24 protein-coding genes are annotated in these 21,710 nt (G+C 51.9%); 18 read left to right on the top strand and 6 right to left on the bottom strand.

Annotated features, from left to right (window positions below; genetic code table 11):
* Positions 1 to 60: 60 nt before the first annotated feature.
* Positions 61 to 1,059, top strand: coding sequence for a mechanosensitive ion channel family protein (locus AArcSt2_RS04685; RefSeq protein WP_250583264.1), 999 nt, complete (start codon positions 61 to 63; stop codon positions 1,057 to 1,059).
* Here AArcSt2_RS04685 and AArcSt2_RS04680 read toward each other — a convergent pair whose 3' ends face one another.
* Both AArcSt2_RS04680 and tbsP read right to left on the bottom strand, forming a co-directional pair.
* Positions 1,060 to 2,778, bottom strand: a complete 1,719-nt coding sequence (locus AArcSt2_RS04680; RefSeq protein ID WP_250583263.1) for a YcaO-like family protein — start codon at positions 2,776 to 2,778, stop codon at positions 1,060 to 1,062.
* Between the two features lie 100 nt (positions 2,779 to 2,878).
* Entirely contained in the window at positions 2,879 to 3,691 is an 813-nt protein-coding gene (gene tbsP, locus AArcSt2_RS04675; protein WP_250583262.1) for a transcriptional regulator TbsP, read from the bottom strand.
* Positions 3,692 to 3,842: 151 nt separating this feature from the next.
* Here tbsP and glyA point away from each other — a divergent pair, with 151 nt between their 5' ends.
* The 4 genes from glyA (at position 3,843) to AArcSt2_RS04655 (ending at position 8,719) form a co-directional block, all read left to right on the top strand.
* Positions 3,843 to 5,090: a serine hydroxymethyltransferase gene (gene glyA, locus AArcSt2_RS04670; RefSeq protein ID WP_174654227.1), complete on the top strand. Its 1,248-nt coding sequence runs from the start codon at positions 3,843 to 3,845 to the stop codon at positions 5,088 to 5,090.
* A 121-nt stretch (positions 5,091 to 5,211) separates the two neighbouring features.
* Positions 5,212 to 7,119 (top strand): sensor histidine kinase, encoded by a 1,908-nt coding sequence (locus AArcSt2_RS04665; RefSeq protein ID WP_174654226.1) that lies wholly within the window; start codon positions 5,212 to 5,214, stop codon positions 7,117 to 7,119.
* A 123-nt stretch (positions 7,120 to 7,242) separates the two neighbouring features.
* Complete coding sequence (locus tag AArcSt2_RS04660) at positions 7,243 to 8,136, top strand: bifunctional methylenetetrahydrofolate dehydrogenase/methenyltetrahydrofolate cyclohydrolase (RefSeq protein ID WP_174654225.1); 894 nt, start codon at positions 7,243 to 7,245, stop codon at positions 8,134 to 8,136.
* 46 nt (positions 8,137 to 8,182) lie between these two features.
* Positions 8,183 to 8,719: a hypothetical protein gene (locus tag AArcSt2_RS04655; protein ID WP_174654224.1), complete on the top strand. Its 537-nt coding sequence runs from the start codon at positions 8,183 to 8,185 to the stop codon at positions 8,717 to 8,719.
* On the opposite strand, the gene AArcSt2_RS04650 is transcribed toward AArcSt2_RS04655, so the two are convergent.
* Together AArcSt2_RS04650 and AArcSt2_RS04645 are read right to left on the bottom strand one after the other, a co-directional pair.
* On the bottom strand, positions 8,716 to 8,946 hold the full coding sequence (locus tag AArcSt2_RS04650) for a DUF7385 family protein (RefSeq protein WP_174654223.1): 231 nt from the start codon (positions 8,944 to 8,946) through the stop codon (positions 8,716 to 8,718). The genes AArcSt2_RS04655 and AArcSt2_RS04650 overlap by 4 nt on opposite strands.
* Positions 8,947 to 9,000: 54 nt before the next feature.
* A complete protein-coding gene (locus AArcSt2_RS04645) occupies positions 9,001 to 9,726 on the bottom strand; it encodes a DUF7117 family protein (RefSeq protein WP_174654222.1) in 726 nt (241 codons plus the stop codon).
* Between the two features lie 184 nt (positions 9,727 to 9,910).
* Between AArcSt2_RS04645 and AArcSt2_RS04640 the strand changes: the two genes are divergently transcribed.
* Positions 9,911 to 10,057, top strand: coding sequence for a hypothetical protein (locus tag AArcSt2_RS04640; protein WP_174654221.1), 147 nt, complete (start codon positions 9,911 to 9,913; stop codon positions 10,055 to 10,057).
* A gap of 263 nt (positions 10,058 to 10,320) precedes the next feature.
* Here AArcSt2_RS04640 and AArcSt2_RS04635 read toward each other — a convergent pair whose 3' ends face one another.
* A complete protein-coding gene (locus AArcSt2_RS04635) occupies positions 10,321 to 10,605 on the bottom strand; it encodes an amphi-Trp domain-containing protein (protein ID WP_174654220.1) in 285 nt (94 codons plus the stop codon).
* 227 nt (positions 10,606 to 10,832) lie between these two features.
* Here AArcSt2_RS04635 and AArcSt2_RS04630 point away from each other — a divergent pair, with 227 nt between their 5' ends.
* From AArcSt2_RS04630 to AArcSt2_RS04595, 8 genes are all read left to right on the top strand, one after another.
* Positions 10,833 to 11,117, top strand: coding sequence for a PadR family transcriptional regulator (locus AArcSt2_RS04630; RefSeq protein WP_174654219.1), 285 nt, complete (start codon positions 10,833 to 10,835; stop codon positions 11,115 to 11,117).
* 59 nt (positions 11,118 to 11,176) lie between these two features.
* Complete coding sequence (locus AArcSt2_RS04625; RefSeq protein ID WP_250583261.1) at positions 11,177 to 12,466, top strand: MgtC/SapB family protein; 1,290 nt, start codon at positions 11,177 to 11,179, stop codon at positions 12,464 to 12,466.
* A 49-nt stretch (positions 12,467 to 12,515) separates the two neighbouring features.
* Positions 12,516 to 13,859 (top strand): class-III pyridoxal-phosphate-dependent aminotransferase, encoded by a 1,344-nt coding sequence (locus tag AArcSt2_RS04620; protein ID WP_174654217.1) that lies wholly within the window; start codon positions 12,516 to 12,518, stop codon positions 13,857 to 13,859.
* A gap of 70 nt (positions 13,860 to 13,929) precedes the next feature.
* Complete coding sequence (locus tag AArcSt2_RS04615) at positions 13,930 to 14,388, top strand: hypothetical protein (RefSeq protein WP_174654216.1); 459 nt, start codon at positions 13,930 to 13,932, stop codon at positions 14,386 to 14,388.
* A 42-nt stretch (positions 14,389 to 14,430) separates the two neighbouring features.
* Positions 14,431 to 15,366, top strand: coding sequence for an HhH-GPD family protein (locus tag AArcSt2_RS04610; protein WP_174654215.1), 936 nt, complete (start codon positions 14,431 to 14,433; stop codon positions 15,364 to 15,366).
* Between the two features lie 66 nt (positions 15,367 to 15,432).
* Positions 15,433 to 16,242, top strand: a complete 810-nt coding sequence (locus AArcSt2_RS04605) for a DUF7344 domain-containing protein (RefSeq protein ID WP_250583260.1) — start codon at positions 15,433 to 15,435, stop codon at positions 16,240 to 16,242.
* A gap of 35 nt (positions 16,243 to 16,277) precedes the next feature.
* Positions 16,278 to 16,856, top strand: a complete 579-nt coding sequence (locus tag AArcSt2_RS04600; RefSeq protein WP_250583259.1) for an NADPH-dependent FMN reductase — start codon at positions 16,278 to 16,280, stop codon at positions 16,854 to 16,856.
* Positions 16,857 to 16,902: 46 nt separating this feature from the next.
* Positions 16,903 to 17,388, top strand: coding sequence for a universal stress protein (locus tag AArcSt2_RS04595; RefSeq protein ID WP_174654212.1), 486 nt, complete (start codon positions 16,903 to 16,905; stop codon positions 17,386 to 17,388).
* Here AArcSt2_RS04595 and AArcSt2_RS04590 read toward each other — a convergent pair.
* Positions 17,380 to 18,339, bottom strand: coding sequence for a biotin--[acetyl-CoA-carboxylase] ligase (locus AArcSt2_RS04590; RefSeq protein WP_250583257.1), 960 nt, complete (start codon positions 18,337 to 18,339; stop codon positions 17,380 to 17,382). The two genes, AArcSt2_RS04595 and AArcSt2_RS04590, sit on opposite strands and share 9 nt — an antisense overlap.
* A gap of 82 nt (positions 18,340 to 18,421) precedes the next feature.
* On the opposite strand from AArcSt2_RS04590, the gene cofD reads away from it, so the two are divergent.
* Genes cofD through AArcSt2_RS04570 form a run of 4 tightly spaced genes read left to right on the top strand, consistent with a single transcriptional unit; the run spans position 18,422 to position 21,664 of the window.
* Positions 18,422 to 19,414, top strand: a complete 993-nt coding sequence (gene cofD, locus AArcSt2_RS04585; RefSeq protein ID WP_250583255.1) for a 2-phospho-L-lactate transferase — start codon at positions 18,422 to 18,424, stop codon at positions 19,412 to 19,414.
* On the top strand, positions 19,414 to 20,157 hold the full coding sequence (locus AArcSt2_RS04580) for a tRNA-dihydrouridine synthase (RefSeq protein WP_250583254.1): 744 nt from the start codon (positions 19,414 to 19,416) through the stop codon (positions 20,155 to 20,157). Before cofD ends, AArcSt2_RS04580 begins: the two co-directional genes overlap by 1 nt.
* Positions 20,154 to 21,032, top strand: coding sequence for a triphosphoribosyl-dephospho-CoA synthase (locus tag AArcSt2_RS04575; RefSeq protein ID WP_250583252.1), 879 nt, complete (start codon positions 20,154 to 20,156; stop codon positions 21,030 to 21,032). The genes AArcSt2_RS04580 and AArcSt2_RS04575 overlap by 4 nt, the downstream gene beginning before the upstream one ends.
* The gene (locus AArcSt2_RS04570) at positions 21,029 to 21,664 is read left to right on the top strand and encodes a DUF447 domain-containing protein (protein WP_250583250.1); all 636 of its coding nucleotides are present in this window, start codon (positions 21,029 to 21,031) and stop codon (positions 21,662 to 21,664) included. Before AArcSt2_RS04575 ends, AArcSt2_RS04570 begins: the two co-directional genes overlap by 4 nt.
* The last annotated feature ends 46 nt before the right edge of the window (positions 21,665 to 21,710 follow it).

Genomic DNA, 21,710 nt, shown 5'->3' with positions numbered 1-21,710 from the left:
ACTTAGTGATTCGGCTCCGTCGAGGACAACGCTTTTTCCCAGTCGCTGTGAGAAACGAATATGTTCGGTGTCGCCACTGTGTTGCAAAACGGGGAGTCCGCCGAAGAGACAACGCGCTCACTCCTTGAACAACTGCTTCCACAGTGGCTGCAGTTCCCCGGCCACCGGCTGATTTTTGCACTGATAATTGTTGCAATCGGGGTCTACTTTTCAAAAGTATTTGTTCGCCTTCTTGGTCGGTCTGTTGCACAACGGTTTGCAAGACAGAGTGTTGCCCAAAGCGTTCTTGGTGGCGTGCGTGGGCTCACAATCCTCTTTTCAGTGTTTATTGCGGGATCCATTTTGGGCCTCGGGCTAGATAATATCCTATTTAATTTGGCAGTGTTTTCCGCGGTTGTTGGTGTCATTCTCGCACCGATCGTCGGGAATATCATAAACGGCGTATTTGTGCTTGCAGATCAGCCCTTTGAAATCGGTGACATGATTGAGTTGGAAGATGGAACACAAGGGTTTGTTGACGATATTACTATTCGTTACACGAAAATATTCACGCTTGATAACACATTCATGGTAATCCCAAATGGGAATATCCGCGAGCGGGATGTTGCAAACTACTCCGCCGAAGATGAGCGGACGCGTATCTCTCTAGATGTACTCATCACGTACGAATCTGATGTACCGACCGCCCGGAGCATGATGGAACGAGCCGCAAGAGACATTGAGCCAGTTATTAAAGGCGGACCTGATATCCGTGTCGGCACTGCCCGCTATCCAGCAGGCCCCGCCTGTTTGATTCAACAGTATGGCGATGACGGGATTTTGCTCAGACTCCGGTATTGGGTCAGGGCACCATACAAGATCGGCTCGATACAATCGAACGTTCGTACCCGGATCGCAGAGCTATTTGAAGATGCGGATGTGGAGATGGCGTATCCACACCGCCATATCGTGTTTGATGAGACAAGTGGGTCTGCCAACGTCTCAATTACTGGCCAGCAATCCGGATCGGCCGAAGATCCTGAGCACGCAGTGGCCGATACCAGTGCAGACACACAGTGATTATGGGTATGGATGGTATGGCCGATCGAGCCGTGGTTCGAACCCCATCGATTCTGGGACTGCCGTCGCTCTGTCGCCGAAGAATGGGTCCCCCGTAAACAGCGGTTGGGCAGCTGGGAGCAACACTCTAACCGCCTCGAATCCCAGCTGTGCGATGTCGCGAGTGGTTATCCGAACTGCGTACGCTGAGAGGTCCACGTCTTCGAGTTGAGAACAGACCGCTGCTAACTCATCGGTTCCGTCTAGTTCGGGTGTGTCAAGATCGGCCGCACGAATTGCGGGCGCATCTACGTCCACAAACCGCCGCACAATTTGTGGGAATGAACCATATTTGCCGATCGCAGCCTCCTGTCGTTTGGACTGTTCTTCACCCATTGCACGCAGTTCCATCCAGTTTTGAAGCGCCTCTGAAAGCGCTGAGACGGCCGCAGAAACAGGGTCGAGGTCTGCACCAGAACCCATTGCAAAGCCCGGCCACTCGCCCGTGTCACGATGGACCGCAACTGAAACAACGGGAACATCAATATCTTGCGTATTGAGCAGTGCCGTCACCGTGAGTGATTCAGCCCGTGCTCGTTTTTCGAGTGTTATGAATCGCTCATCTTCGATCAACAGTTTGAGTGGCTCAAACGTGGAGTACCAGCCAATCATTGTCGCATCGCGTTCGATGACTTCATACAGCCCCGACAAAATGGCTTCCGTGCCAGAGTTCCCAAGTCCAAGTCCAGTCGTGATTGCCGGCTTCAATCGCCGTTCCGGTGGCGGATACCAGACACATTCTGCAGGGATCGAAACCGTCTCTTCAGTCAAAAGATCACGCCCCTCAAGCCACTTGATTGGTGTATCGGTGTCCGGCAGTTCGTACGAATCAGGTCGAACAAATCGAGAGGGTGACACTGCAGTACGAAGGTTCGACTCTGGTGCATATTGAGAGTCCGCTGTTCGGTACACACCTGCACAGTATCGCTCAAGCCCTTCTCCAAGCGCCTTCATGTACGCACGATCCCAGTCAACATCGACACCTGCTGCGAACTCTGCCGCCTGTGCATCGCTAAACGCAGTTGTATCTGCAGTCATCGAAATGTAGTATGGAACCGGAAATGACTCTCGCTCGCCAACTTGTGAGAGTATCCCGACCTTTTCATCAACTGCCTTTTCTGCACGTTCGATCGACTCTGTCACAGGCACTGTTGCTGTTGTGAGCGTTGGGACGGTCTTCGCATTGTTTGCCGATGTGCACGTGCAGTTTGGAACTGGGAGAAACGTCCGTGTCTGCCCATCGATCTCAGTAACTGTCCCTCCGGTTCGATCGCCAGTTAACAGCTCAATAAGCTGTTTTCCAGCAACTGCGCCAGCGTACCGCACGGCGCTTCGACTTCCCCGTGGGTCGTCTGTGGAACGCTCTGATGATTGCACCCGTGTTGAGAGACACTGATAACAGCCAGCGTTACGATCGAATGTAACAACCGCTGCATCGAGTGTACCCCGTACAACCCCCCCAAAGCCACCAATCTCGACGGCAACCCACCGGTTGAGAGCCGTTGTTGCGTGCTCAAACACGGCTGCCCCTGTCGGTGCAATAACGATCCCAACCGGCGTATCCGTCTCTCCAGCTGCTAGCTCTGCTGTGGTAAGTGACTGTACAGTCACATCAATGTCCCCAAGTGCCGCAGTAACTGCCTCTGTAGCCGGACCGCTCCCAACAACACCGATATTCATTACTTCCCTTTTGTATAGTGGGCGGAAAAATACGACGACTGTCTACTGTGACCGGTGGTGTTGGCAGCACCGATTGTCTCTTCTCGTATCTTCTCCACCCCTATCGTGCGATCGCCTCACGTGTTGCAGCAACGATCGCAGCCGGCTCTTTCGTAGTGAGCGTTGGCGAGAGCGTCAGTCGAAGTCGTGGCCGGCCGACGTCGATCGGAACTTTTTCTGTCTCGATAACCGCAGCATCCTCTAGCCGGGTTTTTGTCCGAGAGAACGTTGCTTTACTTGCGACGCCAACATCCTCTCCCCATTTTGAGATATCGTACAGGAGAACGTCATTTTTTGCGGCAGTGAGAAGCGAAATTACAACTTCGTCGACTGGCTCGTTTTCACCCATGCGGTCGATCGACCCAAGCATTGCATCAAAATCAGTTTGTGCAGCCGCAGAGATCTCCATTTGGAGCGTTTTCCGAACCTCACTTAGCGGTGGTGTGCGAAGCGAAAAGACAGGGGCATCCGAGATTTGTGCTTCGTAACTGGCTTGAACCGATCGAATAAAGTCCACATCTGTTGCAGCCAGTGCAGAGACTGAATCGGTGCCAGAAACGATCGCAAGGACTGCATCATCCCACAGAAGCAGCGAGTTGTCTGCAACTGTATCGAGGACATGTAACGAGAGCTGTTCTGCGGCAACCAAATCTGCCATACGGCTTGAAAAAATAAAATCGCTTGTAACTTGTTTGAGTACTGTTTCACGGGCAAGCACAGAGACATCGAGATCCGTCTCCGCTTCCGCTGCAACAGAGACCAGCGCTTCAAGAGTCTCTTTCGACGGATCAACGACCAGTAGTTCACCGTCTGCCGCTGAAACCGTTTTTTTGAGAATATCATCCACAGCCGGTTCGAGTAAATTTGATTGCATTCTGACTTAGGATAACGTAGAACACGTGCTTTAATTTTTCTCCTAAGTTTCTCAATAAATACACGAATCTATGGCAGGTAGGGTCACTGCACATAGTGGTCGCAAAACACTAAGGAACACACTTATTGTTTGGAGTTCCCCCAGATTATATATGAAGTACGAGCAGGTCCGTACTATTGATCCTGCGGTTGCAGATGCTTTGGAGGCAGAAGTGGACCGACAGCGTGAGACGCTCTCGATGATTGCAAGTGAGAACCATGTCAGCGAGGCAGTTCTCGAGGCTCAAGGGAGTGCACTAACAAACAAATATGCGGAAGGGTACCCTGGGAAGCGATACTATGCGGGCTGTGAGTACGCTGACGAGATTGAAGAACTCGCTATTGCCCGCGCCAAGGAACTGTGGGGCGCTGAACATGTTAACGTGCAACCACACTCCGGAACGCAAGCGAATATGGGCGTGTATCTTGCGATGCTGGATCCGGGTGACAAGATTCTCTCGCTTGAACTTGAGCATGGAGGTCATCTTAGCCATGGTCATCCGGCAAACTTCACTGGACAAACGTACGAGGTAGAACAGTATCAGGTAGATCCAGACACAGGATACATTGACTACGACTCCGTGGCCGAGAAAGCAGACGAGTTTACTCCGGATATCATCGTCTCCGGTTACTCTGCATACCCGCGAGAGGTCGATTTCCAGCGCATTCAGGATGTGGCTGATGCGGTCGGTGCATACCACCTCGCAGACATCGCACACATCACTGGTCTTGTCGCAGCGGGTGTTCACGCATCCCCTGTTGGTATTGCAGACTTTGTTACCGGTTCAACACACAAAACCGTCCGAGCAGGGCGTGGTGGTATTATCATGACCACAGAAGAACACGCAAGTGCGATCGACACTGCAGTGTTCCCTGGTGCCCAAGGCGGGCCGCTCATGCACAACATTGCTGGGAAAGCTGTTGGATTCAAAGAAGCACTCCAGCCGGAGTTCACAGCGTACGCCGAGCAGGTCGTTACAAACGCAAAAGTGCTCGCAGAGACGTTTGAAGACCATGGTCTCGAAGTTGTTTCAGGTGGAACAGATACCCATCTTGTGCTTGTTGATCTCCGCGAGTCGCATCCGGACCTCTCTGGTGGAACCGCAGAAGACTCCCTTGCCGCTGCAAACATTATTCTCAATGCAAACACGGTCCCCGGTGAAACCCGATCGCCGTTTGATCCATCAGGAATCCGTGCAGGGACGCCAGGACTAACAACACGTGGATTTGATGAGAACGATATCGCGGAAGTAGGAGAACTGATCTATGAGGTGGTTGACAACCACGACTCGGATGATGTGATCTACGACGTTGGAGAACGCGTCAAAGAGCTATGTGACGCAAATCCACTTTACGAATAGCGAACACAACGCGAAAAAGACCACAACGGTTATCACTTTTTTCTCGAATATACAGCTATGATTACGGGTTGGCTAGTATCTCATTTGTCTATTTATACCTCCCAGTTGGGAGGTTCGATCGATGCATAGCGGCACTGCACCGCTCTTTTCAGCATACAAAAAGCGACTACTGGCAGGTGCTGTTGTCCTCACCATTGGTTTTACACTGCTTGGAATATCGCTGTACGACATCTATGTTGATGCCATAATCCAGAACGATCCGCTTCATATCACACTCGCTGAGAACAGTCTTCCAATTCTTTTTGACCTTATTTTGCTTGCTGTTGGCTTTTCGATTGTGAGCCAGCGATGGGAACTCAAAAAAAGCATGCTGGTAGCAAAATGGACACTCGCCGGCGTTGGACTGCTAGCATCCATTACACTCTGGGTATACTTTTTCCAAACACTGCAATCAGAGGTCAAAATCGACGTGATCCTCGCACATACCACTACGATCGGTGCGGTGTTTGGAGTCGTTATCGGACTCTACAGCTATCAACAGTATGCCAGACAGACTGCGCTTGAAGCAGAGCGTGATCGTGTTGGGGCACTTTTTGAGAACAGTACAGACTGTATTGTTGAACTTGAGCAGACGGGAGATGAGTTAGTGATTATTGGGACGAATGATAGGTTCACTCGGACGTTCGGCTATGATGACACCGATACGGTTGGTAAAACACTCTCCACAATCTTTTCAGAACGCGATCGGCAGGCGTTTGAAACGCGGTATGTTACCGCAGACAACACAGACAACACCGCAATCATCAAGCGTCAAGATGCACAGGGAAATATTCGGTCATTTAGAGTGACAGCGATACCGCTTACCGAAACTGGCGATCGACTCTATTTCGTGTACACAGATCTCACGCTGCAGTACACGTATCAAGAGCGGCTTAGTAAGCTACACGGGATCACACGCTCGATCATCAGCGCAGAAACAACCGCTGATGTCGCAACAAAATGCGTGACTGCTGCCGAGTCAGTGCTTGAGTTGAAGATCACGACCGTTATGAAGCAGACCGATGGCGAGCTCGTCCCTGTCGCATGGACACCGAAAGCCGAGTCAGTATTTGATACCCTCCCAACGCTTACACAAGACAGCATTGCGTGGGATGTGTATGAGACCAAAACTGCATTCTCCACAGAAGACGTCCGAACAGACGATCGGCGGTGGAACAAAGACACAAAAATAAAGAGCGAAATGATTGCTCCCCTGGGTTCCTACGGCGTGTTGATGGTTGGATCGACGGAGAAGGGTGCGTTTTCAAGCCTTGATTTCACGCTATTTCGTGTGCTAAGTTCGAATATTGAAGCCTCGCTTTCTCGTGCAGACAGAGAAGAACAACTTCGTGCACAAGAAGCTGCACTCGAAGAACGGAACAATCGGCTTGAAACGTTTGCATCGGTTGTCTCACATGATCTCCGAAATCCGCTCAGCATCGCACAAGGATATCTTGAACTCGCACGCTCGGGTGAGCCATCCGCATTTGACCGAACACAAGATGCATTAGCTCGAATGGAAACACTCATTGGAGATTTACTGACACTTGCACGACATGGTGAGGTTGTTGCTGTCAAACAGTGCCGCGTAACCGAGGTTGCAACCAGCGCGTGGAGCACAGTCGAAACTGGTGCTGCAACCCTTTCGATCGAGTCAGAGGCAACGATCGCAGCGGACGAAAGCCTCCTCAGACAGCTCTTTGAGAATCTCTTTCGTAATGCAATCGAGCATGGAGAGTGTAAAGAAACCCCGTTAGAAGTGGTTGTTGGGTCCCTACCAGACGAGTCGGGCTTCTATGTTGCAGACTCCGGCCCTGGTATACCATCTGCCGATCGAGAGACTGTCTTTGAATACGGCTACACATCAACCTCAAACGGGACTGGATTTGGCCTCGCAATTGTGAATCAGATTGTACAAGATCATGGCTGGATGATCGAGATTACTGATGCGGACACTGGTGGGGCACGGTTTGAAATACGAACCGACTAGACCGCTGCTGGATCGCGGCTTTGCTCGTATGAGTTTATTCACATATGCGCATATATCTCAGCTTTTTCCACTAACAATACACACATCCAAGGATTAAAGTTTCAGATTGACCCAGCAGTATATATGACGACGATTATCGACGGCCGTGAGGTTGCTGCAACAGTTCGAAGCGAACTTGTCGCAAGTGTGGATACGCTGAAAGAACAGGGCGTAACACCGGGGCTTGCAACAGTGCTTATGAGTGATGATGGTGCAAGCGAGACGTATGTCTCGATGAAACAGCGAGATTGCGAAGAGGTTGGCATGAACGGCATTCATGTTGAAATCGATCCTGATGCACCAGCAAAAGAGCTCTTTGAGACAATTGCAGATCTCAACGCTGATTCGGATGTCCACGGTATCCTTGTTCAGCTTCCGGTTCCAGATCACGTTGACAAACGGGCTGTTGTCGAGGCGATCGACCCAAAGAAAGACGTCGATGGATTCCATCCAAAAAACGTCGGAAAGCTAGTTGCTGGAAACGCACAGTTCAAGCCATGTACACCACACGGCGTGCAAAAGCTACTTGAGGCGTATGATATTGAGACCGAAGGTGCTGATGCAGTTGTGATTGGCCGATCGGACATCGTCGGCAAGCCAATGGCAAACCTCCTTATTCAGAAAGGCCCGCTCGGCAACGCAACAACGACCGTGTGTCACTCTCGAACAACAGATCTGAAAGCAAAAACGGAAACCGCAGACATCGTCATCGCAGCAGTTGGTGTCCCGGAACTTGTTGATGGCTCGATGCTTAAACCAGGTGCAACGGTAATCGATGTTGGTGTCAACCGGGTCGATGCAGATACCGAGAAAGGGTACAAGCTTGTCGGTGATGTGGAATACGAGAGTGCAGAAGCTGTTGCTGGTGCAATTACTCCAGTTCCAGGTGGTGTTGGCCCGATGACCCGTGCAATGTTGCTCTACAACACGGTTGTTGCGGCAAGCGAACAGACTGAGATTGACGTTCCGCTTCCCTGAGCAGTCTGACACAAACTGTTTTCTTCGCTCAGTTGTTCTGTCAGGTGTGTTCGATGATCGATCGACTGTGCCATCCGGTCCGCCACAATATACAACCGCCGTCTCATTGGTTTCACGCGAATTGCTCCTGTTCTGTATTGTGACAACAATCCCTGTTTTAGTACTTGTCGCAATCGTCCTTGTCGCAGAAAATGAGCCGCTCTGGACATTCTGGCTTCCTGCAGTTGGGATACTTGTTCCGCTTGCTGTGTTGACACGGTTGCGACTCGTTGTTTCTGTATATGACTCCTGTCTCACCTATCGCGTGTCCCCGTGGCATCGCCGTGCCCGTGTGATCCCATTTGATTCACTGACGCACGTCGACCGACGGTATGCCCGTCCGCGTAGTCTGATTTCGCTTCGCCGAATCAATCTTGGGCGGAGTTGGATTGATTGGGACTCGGAGGAAGTTCGATATGTCCTTGCTCGCGGGATCGGCATTCGGCTCGAGCGATCGGACGGCAAAGAGATCGAGCTGTGGGTTCCAAACGGCACGGTACTTGCGGCTGAGATTGATGCAGCAAGAGCCCACCGATCGCGTTAGTGTCTGAACATGTAGAGCGCCTCATCCTGTTGGAGAATACAAAATCGAGCACCGTCATTTTCGGGGAACGTAGTGATTTGCTGGCTACTCATAAAGAGTCGGATGAACGGCTCACCGCAGGCAGGACAAGCAAGCTCCGATCGATTCGCAAAGAGTTTCGTTGTGCCAGCATCACGAAGCTGCTTGAGTTCATGCCGGTGGTCATGTAGATCAAAGCTGACAGTCATAACTGCAAGTTATTGTAACACGTCCTTGACTGTGTGGGTACTGTACCAGCCATATTATAGTTTTGAGAGCCGATCGAGTCGATTGCGTGCCGAAGCAAGCGCATCCGAATCGGCATCGAGGAGATACGCAGCGATCTCATGGGCAATCATAACGAGCGTCTCAGCAGTTTCCAACGGGATATCCCCCTCAAGCGCATCTGCGCGTTTGAGATGTGTTTGGAGCCGAGTCACTGCATCTTTGGCGTCTGCATCCGGTGTTGATTCGAGATATATATCAAGATCGCGTCGATATGCGGAGACCGCATCTGTGTAGCCTGCACCGCGAGCTGGGTGAAGCCGTTGTGGGACATCTGTATGAGTAATTCGGCTGCCTTCTGAGACTGCAGTAAACAGCTCTAACACGTACAGTTCATCAAGCTCTGTTGTCCGATGGCTTCGTGTACAGATATCTGTGGCATGAATCAGTTCATGTGTTCCGAGATACTGTTCATCTAATTCACGCAGCGTCCCACCACGGATGAAGCCTCGTTTCCGTGTGTATGATCGGAGTGTTCGCAGTAGCTCCGGTGCAACATCATTGATTGAGGTGCTGTCTGCCGCGAGCTGTTGTTTGATCGAATCAACTTCGAGCGTGACTGGTGTATCTGTGTGCTGTTTTCGTTCCTCATCAACCCCCACGCTGCGGATGCTTCCACATGCGGGACAAGCGACGCTCCCAGTGTCGTAATACGACCATTTCGTGTCACATGAATTACACTGTCGTGTCCCTCGTATCTTCATACGGTCTATACCGTTGCGATATCCAAAATCTCTCCGTCTCGTAAACAGCAGTCGTATGGCCGCTAGTTCCGTCGACTTGGACGGTTACGATCGGTATTATTTGTGTCTGCATGCAGATGTTCGCTAATGATGGCTCTTGTGAGCTGCCCAAGGAAATATCTGGCCTGCAACCGACAGCACTTCTATGAGAGATGAAACCGAGATACGTGAACAGTATGAGTTCCTCCAATCACAACTAGAAAGCGAAGAGATGAATCACGAGCGTGTCCGAATGATGTTTACGCATTATAAACGTGCGCTCGGCTGGGTACTGGAGGAAGAGCATATTTAACTAATCGGTGGTATTGATTGTTAGCTGACTTTTTGTGTCTCGATATGTTTAAGTAAATACCTCTAGTATGTTGAGTTGACGCTTCGCTTTGGAGGGCCGAAGCGTCAGCGGGGACCAATTCAGGGCGGCAAGCATCACGCGTTTTTGCGTGGCTTGCTTTCCTTTTTCGTGAAGACAAATTGTGGAGCGCAAGCTCTATACAGTAGTTGGAACCTCTGTCGTATCTGTTGAACAGCTCCTCCTTTTTTAAATTGGTTGTATCGTTACTCGATCGAAAGAGATGAGTCCTCACCAGTCTCGTCACCTTCCTTCCACTCTAGTTCGAATTCAATCGAAAGCTCTGGGTTACTACCGCCTTTTGATGTTTCGCGCTCGGCTTTTACCTCAAACGTTGGGTTCGCAGGAACTTCAAGCGTGATTGAGTCGCTGCCAGCACTCAATGTCACTGGGTCACCTGCTTCCAATTTTGTTGCAATATCTTGAAAGTAGGCCGCGATTTCTGCTCGGCTGTGTTTTGATTCGCTCTTAAACAGAACTTCTTCTGGCATACAGTATACTACTGTAGCAGTGGTTATAATCTCACCGACGATCTGGAAACTAGTTAATTCAGCAGATTATCATATCAAACCGATACTCAACATTGTATAGTTTCTTTTAATCAAACACTTATTTGGTACTCACTGAGTATACACGCTCTACTTGTGTAATACTTGATTTTCGGTTCAGTCGGTATATTTAATAGAACCTGATTATAATATGTGAAGTGACATAACCGATGCACGACTTGACAGGGTTTCAGCGAGATTTATTGTACGTGATTGCCGGCCTCGAAGAACCGCACGGGCTTGCAATTAAAGAAGAACTAGAAGAGTACTACGAAAAAGAGATTCACCACGGGAGATTATATCCAAATCTTGACACACTGGTCAGTAAAGGGCTTGTTGAAAAAGGTGAGCAGGACCGACGGACAAACAAGTACATCATGACTCGCCGTGGCCGCAGAGAGATTGAGGCTCGATCGGACTGGGAGTCACGCTACCTCGGTGCGGTTGAAAACTAGTCTAGATTGCCTGGGTCCAACAGGCCATTTATTATCCGTGTTGAGAAACGTCTTCACATATGCTTTTTTTATCCCTTCAAACTGAGACACTATTTGGGTTTACGCTTGATGGGCCGATCATCCGAATTGCGCTTGCTGCAGCGCTTGGGCTCTTTCTTGGTTTAGAACGGGAGTGGTCAGCAAAGCCAGCGGGAGTCCGAACGTTCTCACTGACCGCACTGCTTGGAGCCGTGTTTACTATTGTTGCACAAGAATTCCAGTTTGGTGAGTCGCTCCTCATTATTGGTGGGCTCTTGGTTGTTTCACTGGGTGTTCTCATTGGCGTGCAAGGTATTGTCCGAGGGACAGACCAGTCGCTCTCGCTCACAACATCTGTGTCGTTGTTGCTCGCGTATGGTGTTGGGGTTTTAGTTGCAATCGGCTACGTTCTTGCGGGCGTTACCGTCGCGGTTGTCTCTTCGACACTACTGGTGCTTAAGCGAGAGCTACACGGCTTTGCAGGAACCTTGTCACGGACAGAACTTCGATCGACGATTGAGTTTGCAATCCTTGCGTTTGTTGTGTACCCACTTCTCCCAGTCGGTGAAGTGGAGTTTCTTGGCGTGCCGTTCGAGCCACGAATTGCGTGGCTGATGGTTGTTACTGTCGCAGGCATTGGCATTGCAAACTATACGCTGATCCGAACGTACGGTGGAAAAGGAATTGCAGTTACCGGGTTTCTTGGGGGATTAGCATCCTCTGCAGCAGTTGTCGGAGCAATGCTGGATCATATAACACAAAACGAGGCTGCAGTATCGTATGGTGTCGCAGCCGTCCTGCTCGCGAATGCTGCAATGGCAACCCGAAATCTCGTGATTGCAATCGCATTCACGCTGTCAGCAGGTGGTGTTCTTTTGGGGGCTGCAATCCCACTTGGGGTGTTGATTATCGGGAGCTTCGTGATTGCAGTATTTATTGCTGATTGGCAAACGGAGGTTGAGATGGAGCTCGAAAGTCCATTCTCACTCAAAAATGCGCTTGCATTTGGCTCAGTCTTTCTATTTATTCTCGCTGGAAGTACAGTTGCTCAGGCGGAGTTTGGTGCCGCCGGACTCTTTATAAGTGCGCTTCTCTCAGGACTCATCTCTTCGGCAGGGGTGACGACCTCCGCGGTACTGTTGTATCGAAGCGAGACGATCGGGTCAGATGAAGCAATCATTACAATTTTGCTTGCAACCGCAGCGAGCATTCTTGTGAAGGTTGGTCTTGCAGTGTATGGGCCTGCTCGATTCCGAAATGAAGTTGCGTTGTGGAGCGCTGTGCTCTTGCTCGCTGCTGGCATCGCGACTGCGATCGCAGTATTCGCCTAAACCAAAAGCAAATGGTGTGTTTTATCACGCCGTTCTTACTACCTGTTATATGAACCGTGATACCACGGAACCCGTCATCAAAAACCTCCCTGGAGAGAAGGCCACACAGTGGGTCGAGACCCATCACGATGTTGCGGCACCAAGCACCTATGTCTATGATTTTGTGTGGGATCTCTCCGGAGAGGCGGAAGGTCCCTTTTGTACCGATGTAGACGGGAACATTCTAATGGATTTCACGAGCCACGTTGCTGCTGCGCCACTCGGCTATAATAATCCGAAGATAATGGATAAACTCAGGGAGTTCGATCTTGTTGACCCGCTGAAGATCGCAGGGCAGGATTTCTACGTTTCAAGTGGTCATCCCCCAGATGAGGATCCGCTCCCTGGACCAACAGGACTCATGCAACGGCTGGTCGATATCACTGACCACTACGACATGGATACGGTGTTTCTTTCCAACTCCGGTGCAGAGGCCGTCGAGAACGCGATCAAAATCAGCTATGATGCAAGCGAGGGTGGAAAATACGCGTTCACATTCGAGGGTGCATTCCACGGGCGGACACTTGGTGCATTATCACTGAACCGATCGAAGTCAGTGTACCGCCGTCACTTCCCGGAGATCTCTTCAGTGCATGATGTCCCATTCTGTGCAGATCGTAGGTGTTCGTCTGACACCTGTTCTTGTGGCTTCTTTGTTGATGGTGCGACACAACTGCGAGAAAAGCTCCATCCGAAACGCGGCCACATCAATCCAGAAGAGGTTTCCTACATGATCATGGAGCCGATTCAAGGTGAGGGAGGCTACCGATTCCCGAGCGAGACGTTCATGGATGAGATTGCCTCGATCGTCTCCGAGTACGACATTACGCTCATCGCAGATGAGATTCAGACTGGGATGGGTCGAACGGGTGAAATGTGGGGGTCCGATCACTATGCAATTGAGCCGGACGTAATCACCGCTGCGAAAGCGCTGCGAGTTGGCGCAACAATCTCTCGATCCGATGTCTTCCCAGAGGAGACGAGCCGAATCTCTTCAACATGGGGCGCTGGTGACATTATTGCCTCGCTACAGGGTGCGCTAACCATCGATGCGATCGAAGAGTATGACCTCCTGCAAAATGCAACCGTTCGTGGACAACAGTTCAAAGAGCTTCTACGAGATGCCGAACTGGATGGGGTGACTGATATTCGTGGAAAAGGGCTTATGCTTGCTGTTTCCTTCGAAAGCAAAGCGCTTCGAGACGATGTTCAGGAGGCTGCACTCAAACGTGGGTTCCTCACACTTTCGTGTGGGTACGATGTGCTTCGACTGCTTCCACCACTTGATGTCACAGCGCGAGAGATCGAGTTGGGAGCCTCGCTGCTCACGGCTGCAATCACCGACGTGAACTGATCACTTCACGAATTGGTGACGCGCTCGAAAAGAGGACAATGTATTTAATTTTGGATGAACCCCTACTGGTATGAAGAACGACTTTCGGATGTCTCGTCGATCGGTGTGTTTGTCTGCCTGTGCAGTTGGACTCACTGGGTCCGTCGCAGGCTGTCTGTCTGGACCAGCAGAAACAGAAGGTGCCGAACAGGAGGCAGACGCAGCGATCGAACTGACAGACTTAGTGCTTGTTAATGATGACGAGGTAGCACAGACGATCCATCTTCTAGTCTATCGAAATGAACAGCGCGTTCACTGGGGAACCCACGAAATCAGTGCACAGACAGATAATCGGCCTTCAATCGAACCAATTGAAGATGCAAGTCAGGGGCCCGCAAACTATTCCGTTGCCGTTCGACTTGATGAAAATACAGAGTGGGACGAATGGATGCTGAAACCTGACGATGGACAGTGTGTTGAAGCAATGATTCGGATCGGCAGAGATGGAGACCTGGGTGCATGGACAATGACCGGCGAGTGTGAGGAGTGACAATCAGTACCGCTAAACGGCACCCAGCGATACTACCGTGTAATGACTGAGGAGTCGATCGAATCGACACTTCCGGCTGATCTTACTGCTGTCCAAGACGCACTTATTGACTGGTATGAGTCCGATCATCGGTCGTACCCGTGGCGAGAAACGACGGACCCGTACGCAATTTTGGTCTCAGAGGTGATGAGCCAACAGACACAGCTCGATCGTGTTGTGAGCGCGTGGGAAGATTTCCTGGATGAGTGGCCAACTGTGGAGTCGCTTGCAGCAGCCCAACGAGGTGATGTCGTCTCGTTTTGGACCGCACACAGTCTTGGATACAATAACCGAGCAAAATACCTACACGAAGCCGCAAAACAGGTCCGAGACGACTACGACGGCGAGTTTCCGGAAACACCAACAGAGCTGCAAGATCTCATGGGTGTTGGACCGTACACAGCCAACGCAGTAGCATCATTCGCGTTCAATACCGGCGATGCGGTTGTCGATACAAACGTTAAGCGGGTTTTGTATCGAGCGTTTTCGGTGCCAGATGACGATTCGGTATTTAAAACCGCCGCAAATACGCTGCTGGCAGACGGCCGCTCGCGCGTGTGGAACAATGCCATTATGGAACTTGGCGGCGTCGCGTGTGGAAAAACACCACGGTGTGAGGAGGCTGGGTGCCCTTGGCGGCAGTGGTGTGACGCATACGAAAGTGGTGACTTTACCGCTCCCGATGTCCCAACACAGCCGATTTTCGCTGGAAGCCGGAGACAGTTTCGTGGACGTGTGATTCGGACGCTTGCGGAGTACGAACAGCTCACGCTTGATGAGCTTGGTCCACGGATTCGGGTTGATTATGGCGGTAAGTTCGGACGAGAATGGCTCTACGAACTAGTTAGCGACTTAGAATCCGATGGGTTAGTTGATATCACAAACGAAAATAGGAGTACAGAGCTTGAATCGGTTCACGTATGTCTCAAGCGTAACTGATTTTTGAGTAAGATACTTGATTTTAGTGTAAATAGATTTATATGTCGCACATGACAGTACACTGTTATGCAGTCACCCGAAGAACGGACCGTGCAGATCGTATCTGATCCTGTCAAGCGGACTGTGTTAGCTGTGCTTTCGGAGACTGAAAACGGGCTGACAGTCCATGAGCTTGCATCGCAACTGTTACGCAGTGATGCCATACCAGGGCGTTCAGAAGCACCGAATTCACCGTTTCAGTCGATGGTCGTGTCACTGCACCATCGGCATCTGCCACAGCTCGAAGACTGGGATCTGGTTGATTACGATCGATCGCAATTGACTGCGACAATCTCCGACGCAGAAGAGGAAACATGGAATGGTATTGAAGCCCTCTATTCAGCGATGACGCTCCTATCCCCCGCAGCCGAACAGACCACAATTTTGCACTCGCGTCAAGAGGTGTATGAGCATGCTCGAGCGTTGGCTGACAGGGCGATGGATGAGCTGTTTTTGTTCTACTTTTCGGATGAGTTGCTTGATGAAGCCTGTCTCCCGTATGCAAAGCGTGCGATCGATCGTGGTGTCACGTTCCATGCAGGCGTTAAAGACGAAAGTGCCCGGACGTTTTTCACCGAACAGCTCCCAGAAGCAACGGTCTGGGAGCCACAAATGGACTGGGTCGATGGTCCGATAGATGAACGTCCACAGATCAGCCGACTCGTGCTTGCCGACCGGTCACATATGGTTCTTGGTATGTGGGATGACCCAACCGCACCTGATCCATCGGAGATTGCGATCGTTGCCAGCGGCCAAAAGAATCCACTCGTTGCACTAGTTCGAGAGCTGTTGGGTCCACGAGTAACGCATCTGGATTTGCAACGACCAATCGAGTAGTCGGTCTTTTATTTCATGCGACAGATACCCACTGTATGACGGGAACGCACGTTGTTGCAGTCTGTGGAAGTCTCAGAGAACAAAGCTACACGAGAGTTGCCCTACTGCACGCGCTCGGTGGTGCTGACACAGCAGGTGCAACAACCGAACTCCTTGATCTTCGGGAGCTCACAATCCCACCACTCGATCCGGATCGAGAGAGACAACGCGACGCTTCCGTACTTAAACAGCAGCTCCGAGATGCGGACGCAATTCTTCTGGGAAGCCCAATGTATCATGGCTCATACTCTGGGGTGTTGAAAAATGCGCTCGATCACTGTGGGTTCGACGAGTTTGAGGGGAAAACCGTTGGCCTGCTCGCCGTTTCTGGTGGCTCATTTCCCTTGCCGACGCTGGAGCATCTTCGATCGATCTGTCGAGCATTCAATGCATGGGTTCTTCCACACCAAGCAGCCGTTCCTCGGGCACATGCAGCGATCACGGATGGGGAGTTTGTTGACAATTCAACTGCCGATCGTGTCGCACTGCTCGGTCAACGAGCGGTGGAGTACGCCCACATTGAGCCGGATCCAATAACCTTCGAGAGCGAACAGAACGTTGGTGCAACAAAATAGCGCGAAGAGTTAAGTTAGTAGCTACAATATCATGTTATGAGATAACATGGGACTATACAATCGGATCTTGGTCCCCACTGATGGCTCCGTCAAGGGGGAGCGCGCAATTGCACATGCAGTTACACTTGCGAAGATACACGGAGCAGCGGTGCATGCGCTGTACGTTGTTAACACTGCGAGCTACGCAGGGTTGCCGATGGAGTCTTCGTGGGAAGGTGTTGATGAGATGCTCCGGGCGGATGCGAAGGACGCAGTAGCGGTGGTAAAAGAGCTCGGAGAGTCCGCCGGTGTTCCCGTTGAAACTGCTGTCGTTGATGGAGCACCAAGCAAACAGATCGTCAAATACGCGGAGCGCGAAGGCTGTGATCTGATTGTGATGGGGACACATGGTCGTGGCGGTATCGATCGGCTCTTGTTGGGGAGTGTTGCAGAAAAGGTCGTTCGAGGATCAAACATTCCGGTCCTCACGGTGCGAGTGAGCGAGTCAGACGACCGTGTAGAAGCTGAAGCCGCTGATCTGTACTCAGCGTGACGCAGGCCGAAGATGCTCACAGTCGCCCGAGTGAACTGTTTCCCTCCCTGTATCTGTTTCAACAACGAGCGCACCTGGTGAGACAACGTCGACTGCAGTCCCCTCAATAACACCGGTTGACGTTTCCACACGTACCTCCATACCGATCGTTGCACTTCGTTCACACCACGCATCGAGGACCGTATCTAGATCAGTGCTATGCTCATGGAACGACGTAAGAACGGTTCGAGCAACGTCGCCGCGATTGATTGGCTTCGAGATTTCGGATTGAAGACTTGTTGCCGCTGCTGGAAGTGACGTTGCATCGATCGCTGCATTGATTCCAATGCCAACAATAAGCCATGAGACCCGATCGGCCTCTCCTTCCATCTCGGTTAAGATCCCACAGAGTTTGTGACCGCCACGTTCGGTTTTGCCTGCAGTCTCTGGAACAAGCACATCATTTGGCCACTTGATCGCCGCATCAACGCCGAGCGCCCTGGCTGCATCAACAACAGCAACCGCTGCTGCCAGCGTGTACAGCGGTGCGTGTGCAGGTGGCCGGTCAGGCCGCAACACAATCGTCATCCAGACACCGCCGACTGGAGAGTGAAACTCTCGGCCGAGCCGTCCGCGCCCGCCAGTTTGCTCTCCAGCAACGACAACAACGTCTGATTCGCCTTCGCCAGCAAGCTCACGCCCCCGTTTGTTTGTACTTGCTAGTGTGTCGTGGTACTCAACAGTATACGGTGCTGAGAGCCCGTACTCGATCGCCCCCGAAGATCCGTACTCGGGGACCTCAGTAATCACATACCCGTCCGATGTACTCTCGATTGCGAATCCATCACTCCGAAGTGCCTCGATCTGTTTCCAGACCGCTGCTCGTGAAATATCTGCTCTCTCAGCCAGTGTTGGCCCCGATACTGGCGCTGACGAGAGGGCAGACAGAATCATTCGACGGGTTTCGTTCATATATCTACTCGAAAGGGTACTCACAAAACCACCGCGGTTCGACGAGCGTCGGATACTAATTAGCGGAACGCCAACAGCCGCTATGGTTACGTTTCTCGCTGGGGGTACCGGAACCCCAAAACTTCTGGCCGGCGCAGCAGACGTGTTTCCTCCCGACACAGTAACTGTTGTTGGAAACACTGGTGACGATGTTGAGCTTGGTGGGCTCCTCATCTGTCCAGATCTTGACACCGTGCTGTTCGATCGCGGTGGCGTGCTCGATCGGGAGACGTGGTGGGGGATCGCAGAGGATACCCACGAAACAAATACCGAACTCTTTGCGCTTGCGGACGCAGCCGGGCTTGACGGTGGGCCTCGTTACCTTGATCCTCAACAGCAAACAACCGGTCGCGAGATTTCTCGCTGGCGACGATTCTCCGGCGTCGCGGAGTTTATGGCGATCGGCGATCGCGATCGAGCGGTCCACATCACTCGAACCAGTCTCCTCGATGAGGGAAAGACACTGACTGAGGCGACTGGGATACTTGCAGATGCGTTCGATCTCTCGGTAACGCTGCTCCCAATGAGCGATGAGCCGGTTGCAACGATGATTCACACACCAGGTAGAATACTTCACTTCCAAGAGTACTGGGTTGCTCGCCGCGGAGAGCCAACCGTTGATGATGTCGAGTATCGGGGTGCCGATGAGGCCGCGCCGACGCCTTCGGTTATGGATGCGCTCGATGCGCCCGTTGTGATTGGCCCATCAAATCCGGTTACCAGCATCGGTCCAATTCTATCGCTTCCAGGTGTCGAAACGGCTCTCTCACACGTTCCTGTTGTGGTTGTATCTCCGTTCATTGAAGATGAAGTGTTTTCGGGGCCAGCAGCATCGCTTATGCGTGGCATCGGTGTTGAGCCAAGTACGACTGGTGTTGCAGAGCTGTACCCATTCGCGGATGCATTCGTGCTTGACGCTGCAGACAACACCAAACTCGATCGACATGTTGTCAAAACAAATACCACGATCGACACTGAAGCGGACAGTAAACGTGTGGCGAACGCGGTGGCTGATGCACTTTCGGAGGTACAGTGATGTTTGACCCTCAGCTTGTCGCTGCGAGTCTCAGCGGAGAGTCAGATGCTTCGTGGGCGCAGACAACCACAGACTACTGTGGGTTCACAGTTCTTGGTGGCCTCTCAATCGACGAACAGGCCCAACGAGCATCCAAACAGCTACTCAATAGGGATCGTACCGAGTTTGTACCAGCAGATCCGATCGACTTCATTGACGCACAGCTGTCCTTGCTTTCCGAGACTCCTGTTTTGACCGGTATGAACGTCCGAAGCACAACAGTTGAGCCAGTTTCGGCTGCTGCACGAGTATGTGCAGCACATGATGCGGTTCTTGAGGTTAATGCACACTGCAGGCAGCCAGAGCTGTGTGCAGTTGGCTGTGGTGAGTCGCTCTTAGCGGATACCGATCGGCTGGTGAGCTATGTTGAAGCAGCCGTTGCTGTTGGTGCAACAGTAAGCGTGAAGATACGTGCGGAGGTCCCGTCAGTATCGTTATCTGAGACCGCAACTGCGATTGAGGAGGCTGGTGGCTCAATGATACACGTTGATGCAATGGACTCACCGGAGTCGATCGAAACAGTGGCTGCCGACACCGACCTGTTCATCATCGCTAATAACGGTGTCCGCACACCCGCGGATGTGACAGACTATTTGGACCGAGGCGCTGACGCTGTAAGCGTTGCACGGCCGACTCGAATCCCGGCCCGACTTGCACCGCTTCGAGACGCAGTCGATACATGGAGTGAGGGCGTACCTGTATGACCAAACAGATACACACACCTGTTGAACGATCACCCGCCGAAAATGCACAGCTAGCACTGCTGTTAGAGGTTGCAGGCACCCCCAAACCGGGAAATGTCGATCGACACCGCGATCTGTCCGACCTTCGATTTGAGCAGTTTCTCGCAGGTGCGGTTGGCTCACTGGCGGGGTTTCGTTTGGCTGCGTCCGGTGGCACTATTGGTGAGGCACTCCGCACGGGAGTGCAGGGAATGAGCAACCAATCTGGTGGTAACACACAGTTCGGGTGTTTGTTACTCCTTGTTCCGCTTATTACCGCGGCAACGAGGGATTCTCTCACACCAGATGGTGTCAAGACGATCGTCTCCGAGACAACGGTTTCAGACTCGATCGACTTCTACCGATCGTTCGAATACGTTGATGTCGCTGTTGATGATCCACCAACAGATGCGGATGCGCTAGATGTTCGTCGTGGAGCAGCCGCTGCAGAGACGCTCAGATCTCGAGCGCTAACCCTCTATGATATTATGGAACTCTCTGCAAACCCAGATGGCAATCGCACCGCGGACGGCAACGCCGAAGAGTGGACTACTGGTTTTTCACGGTCATTCCGTGCTGCTGAGCAGATTGCGACGGATTCGGGGCCGATCCTCGATCGGGCAGCGCGTGCGTTTCTCTCACTGCTCGCAGAGAAACCTGATACGCTAGTTGCAATAAAACACGGACGGGATGTCGCTTCGAACGTCTGCGATCGGGCGGGGGCAGTTGGGCAGGATCTAGGCGCTGCGGAGGCACTTGCAGCGGAGTTTGTCGAGGAAGGGATCAACCCCGGGACGACGGCGGACATAACTGCTGCTGCGCTGTTTATCGCGCTTGAGCGAGGTGTGGAGGTATGAAAACGAACGATCCGTCCGACTGTGGAGAACGCCCAGACGGGTGGCCCGTACCGCTTCGAGGTGTCACCGAGTCAATCGTCGCAACATACGGGCCAAACGATCGGTGGAATATGGCTGCACTTGGTTTACACGCACCAATAGCACCGGACGAGCCAGTAACCGCGACAACATGGGGGAATACCCGAACGAAACGGAATTTTCACCGGCAGAACAGTGGAGTGATTCAATTTACTGATGACCCACGTGAGTTTGTTGCTGCTGCTGCAACAATCTATGAACAGCCAGAGCCAGTGTTGGATGCGTCCCATGCGTGGGTTGCTGTTGAAGCAACCCCGATCGATCAGGGAACTGATGGTGGAACGGAGTGGATCAAATGGGAGCTACAACCTGATGTAGAGGGTGCAACGGTTCGATCGACTGTCGTTCCAACAATCAATCGTGGCTTTGGTGCAGTGATTGATGCAACTGTCGCAGCCTCCCGGCTGGATGTGCCCGCGTTTGAGACCGCCGTGTTGCTTGATCGCTTGGAGTACTTTGCAGAAACCGTGGAAAAATGTGGTGGGCCGACGGAAAAAGAGGCGTTTGATCATCTCACGGAGGTCTCGGAGTGGCGATCGTACGATCGTAAATAATCCACAGACAACTACCGTAGAGCGTGTGTATCCGACGCACACACGC

The sequence above is a fragment of the Natronocalculus amylovorans genome, from assembly GCF_023638035.1.
GTDB classification, from domain to species: Archaea; Halobacteriota; Halobacteria; order Halobacteriales; family Haloferacaceae; genus Natronocalculus; species Natronocalculus amylovorans.
The sequence above is the reverse complement of the archived record's forward strand: the minus strand, read 5'-3'. Positions and strand labels throughout refer to the sequence as shown.